Source organism: Streptomyces calidiresistens (genome assembly GCF_014141525.1).
In the GTDB taxonomy this organism is placed as follows: Bacteria; Actinomycetota; Actinomycetes; order Streptomycetales; family Streptomycetaceae; genus Streptomyces; species Streptomyces calidiresistens.
This window is the reverse complement of sequence record NZ_VKHS01000644.1, coordinates 1-3,228: the sequence shown is the minus strand read 5'-3', so window position 1 is coordinate 3,228 and position 3,228 is coordinate 1. Positions and strand designations below refer to the sequence as shown.

4 protein-coding genes are annotated in these 3,228 nt (G+C 72.3%); all 4 read left to right on the top strand.

All coding sequences use genetic code 11. From position 1 onward, the window contains the following. On the top strand, window positions 1–800 hold an 800-nt coding region (locus FOE67_RS20890), incomplete at its 5' end, for a DUF881 domain-containing protein (RefSeq protein WP_228474121.1). Between the two features lie 133 nt (window positions 801–933). Continuing rightward, a complete protein-coding gene (locus FOE67_RS20885; RefSeq protein ID WP_182666379.1) occupies window positions 934–1,686 on the top strand; it encodes a double zinc ribbon and FHA domain-containing protein in 753 nt (250 codons plus the stop codon). A 165-nt stretch (window positions 1,687–1,851) separates the two neighbouring features. Next, window positions 1,852–2,325, top strand: coding sequence for a bifunctional nuclease family protein (locus FOE67_RS20880; protein WP_182666378.1), 474 nt, complete (start codon window positions 1,852–1,854; stop codon window positions 2,323–2,325). A 225-nt stretch (window positions 2,326–2,550) separates the two neighbouring features. After that, complete coding sequence (locus FOE67_RS20875) at window positions 2,551–3,198, top strand: MerR family transcriptional regulator (RefSeq protein ID WP_438874270.1); 648 nt, start codon at window positions 2,551–2,553, stop codon at window positions 3,196–3,198. Window positions 3,199–3,228: the final 30 nt, after the last annotated feature.

The following is a 3,228-nucleotide window of genomic DNA, read 5'->3' as shown; positions in this document are numbered from 1 at the left end:
GACCCCCCGGCACCCCGGAGCCGCCCCCCGGGTCCGGCCCGGACGACTCCGGGGGCTCCGCCGCCGTGCCCGCCGGACCCCCCACCGGACGGGCCGCGATCATCAGCGGTTTGTGGCCGCCGCGGATCACCCGGGCGCAGCTGACCGTCGCGGCCCTGCTCTTCGTGCTGGGCCTCGGGCTGGCCATCCAGGTGCGGGTGGCGGGGGAGGACGCCACCCTGCGCGGCGCCCGTCCGGAGGATCTGGTCCGCATCCTCAGCGAGCTGGACGAGCGCACCAAGCGCCTGGAGGAGGAACGCGCGGAACTGGAACGGCTGCGCGCGGAACTGGAGACCGGCTCCCTGCGGGCCGAGGAGGCACGGCGGCAGAACCGGGAGCGCGAACTCCAGCTGGGCATCCTGGCGGGTACGGTGGCCGCGACGGGACCCGGTATCGAGATCACGATCACCGACCCCGCCGGCGCGGTGGGTGCCGACCACCTGCTGGACGCCGTGCAGGAGCTGCGTGCCGCGGGCGCGGAGGCGATGCAGATCGGAGGGGTGCGGATCGTGGCCGAGACGGCCTTCACCGACACCCGGGACGGCACCGTCCTGGTGGACGGCCGTCCGGTGGACAGGCCGTTCCGGCTCTCGGTGATCGGTCGTCCCCGTGACCTGGAACCGGCCCTGAACATCCCCGGGGGGATGGTGCAGTCCCTCGAGCAGGAGAACGCGACGGTGATCATCGAGCGGCCGGACGAGGTGGTCGTGGACGCCTTGCGGTCCGACGAGAGCCCTGACTACGCTCGGTCGTCATCCTGATCCGCAGCGGATTTGTTCCGTGGGTCCCGGGGCCACCGGGGATGTTCCGACGGCCCCGGGGGAAACTGATCACATGTCACGGACGTTCTCCGGGTGACCGGGGTGACCAGTGAAGAGGGACCCGTGAGAGAGAATGGTTCCTCCGTCCCGCGGTGGGACGGAGGACGAGGTGCGAGGGGAATCGCCGGTGAGTTTTTTCGCTAAGTTGTTCGGCAGGCGTCAGGGCGGCTCCGAGCAGGCCGCGCGGCACCGCGCCGGCCGGCCGGGCGAGCCCCCTGCGGGTCGGTCGGAGGGCGAGAGCGGGCGGCCCCTGTTCCGTGACGAGGTCGCCGGGACGGGGACGGCCGGCGGCATAGGCGCCGCGCCGACGCAGAGGTGCCCCCGCTGCTCGACCCCGATCCCGACCGGCAGCCGGTTCTGCTCCCAGTGCGGGGCCCCGTTGACGTCCGGCGCGGTGGCGGAGGGATCCTCGGAGACCACCTCCACCATCTCGATCTCCGGCATCGAGGCCTACGAGGCCGAGATGACCGGTCAGAACGCCGCTCCCTCGCTCTCCCCGGAGGCGCAGGCGGCGGTGGACGCCCTCCCGCCGGGTTCCGCCCTGCTCGTGGTGCGGCGCGGCCCCAACTCCGGCAGTCGTTTCCTCCTGGACAGCGACCTGACCACGGCCGGGCGCCACCCGGAGAGCGACATCTTCCTGGACGACGTGACCGTCTCCCGGCGGCACGTGGAGTTCCGCCGGCGGCCCGAGGGCGGTTTCACCGTCTCCGACGTCGGCAGTCTCAACGGCACCTACGTCAACCGCGAGCAGATCGACACGGTGGTGCTCACCACGGGTGACGAGGTGCAGATCGGGAAGTACCGGATGGTCTTCTACGCCGGTTGAGGCCGGTCTCCCGCCGGTCCGGTCGAAACCGACCGGACCGGCTCGCGGGGTCCCGGTCCGGAACCGGGCCCGACCTTCGTTTCCGGCCGGCCGGCGACGGCGTGTCCGCCCCTCGCGGGTGGGTTCGACTGTTCAAACCGGCCGGCCACGGCCTAGGGTTGCTGTGTGAACCAGCTCGATGTCGTCGGTGTCCGGGTCGAGATGCCCAACAACCAGCCGATCGTGCTCCTGCGCGAGGTCGGTGGGGACCGCTACCTGCCGATCTGGATCGGCCCCGGGGAGGCCACCGCCATCGCCTTCGCGCAGCAGGGCATGACGCCTCCCCGTCCGCTCACCCACGATCTCCTCAAGGACGTGGTGGAGGCCTTCGGGGAGGAACTCACCTCCGTCCGCATCACCGATCTGCGCGACGGGGTCTTCTACGCGGAACTCGTCTTCGCCAGCGGGGTGGAGGTCAGCGCCCGTCCCTCGGACGCCATAGCGCTCGCCCTCCGCGTCGGCTCGCCCATCTACGGCAGTGACGGCGTCCTCGACGACGCCGGCATCATCATCGCCGACGAGCAGGAGGACGAGGTGGAGCGCTTCCGCGAGTTCCTGGATCAGATCTCCCCGGAGGACTTCGGCACCGGGAACCGCTGAGCGGCGTCCCGCTCCGCCCGCCGTTGCCCCCCACGGGTGTTTCCGGGGCGGGAACCGTCACGCGGCGTGGCGATCGTTGACGCGCCCCCCGGGGGTGCCTAGCGTCGGTGGGGCATGTCCCGAACAGCGGAACGCCGTCGTCGTGTCCGCGGGGACCGCCGTGACGGATGGGGGCGTCCCGAGGCGCGTCCCGGCTCCGCGGCGACATGCAGAACGGAGGCGGGCGTGATTGGCAACGGCAACGGAAAGGCGGTGGGCGGGGTGAGGACCCTCCGCGGATCGTCCCTGTCCCGCTCCGTACCCCGACCGGCGTTGCGCCGTACCGTGGTCGCCCAGGGCAGGAACCCCGAATCGCCCGGACGCGGGGCCGCCCCGGCTCCCGAACTCGGTTACCGGGGCCCCAGCGCGTGTGCCGCGGCCGGTATCACCTACCGCCAGTTGGACTACTGGGCCCGCACCGGGTTGGTGGAGCCCTCCATCCGGCCCGCGAGGGGATCGGGCACCCAGCGCCTGTACGGCTCCCGGGACGTCCTGGTGCTCAAGGTCGTCAAGCGGCTGCTGGACGCGGGGGTCTCCCTGCAGAGCATCAGGGCGGCCGCGGTGGTGCTCCGGGCCGCCGACCCCGCCGAACTTCCGGACATGACGTTGCTCAGCGACGGCGTGGTCGTCCACCGCTGTTCCTCGGCGGAGGAGGTCGCCGAACTGCTCCGCGACGGCCGCGGGGTCTTCGGCATCGCCGTGGGGGCCGTGTGGTCGGACGTGCGGGCCGCGCTCGCCGAACTGCCGGGGGAACGCGCGGACACCGGCGAGCAGACCGACACCGTCCACCCGGACGACGAACTGGCACGTCGGCGGCGGCGCGGCACCCCCTGAGCCCCCCTGTCTCCTATACACATCTCAGAG

Bases quoted from the DNA above. Each gene is read 5' to 3' on its own strand.
- FOE67_RS20885 (WP_182666379.1), top strand. From the start codon at position 934: ATGGTTCCTCCGTCCCGCGGTGGGACGGAGGACGAGGTGCGAGGGGAA.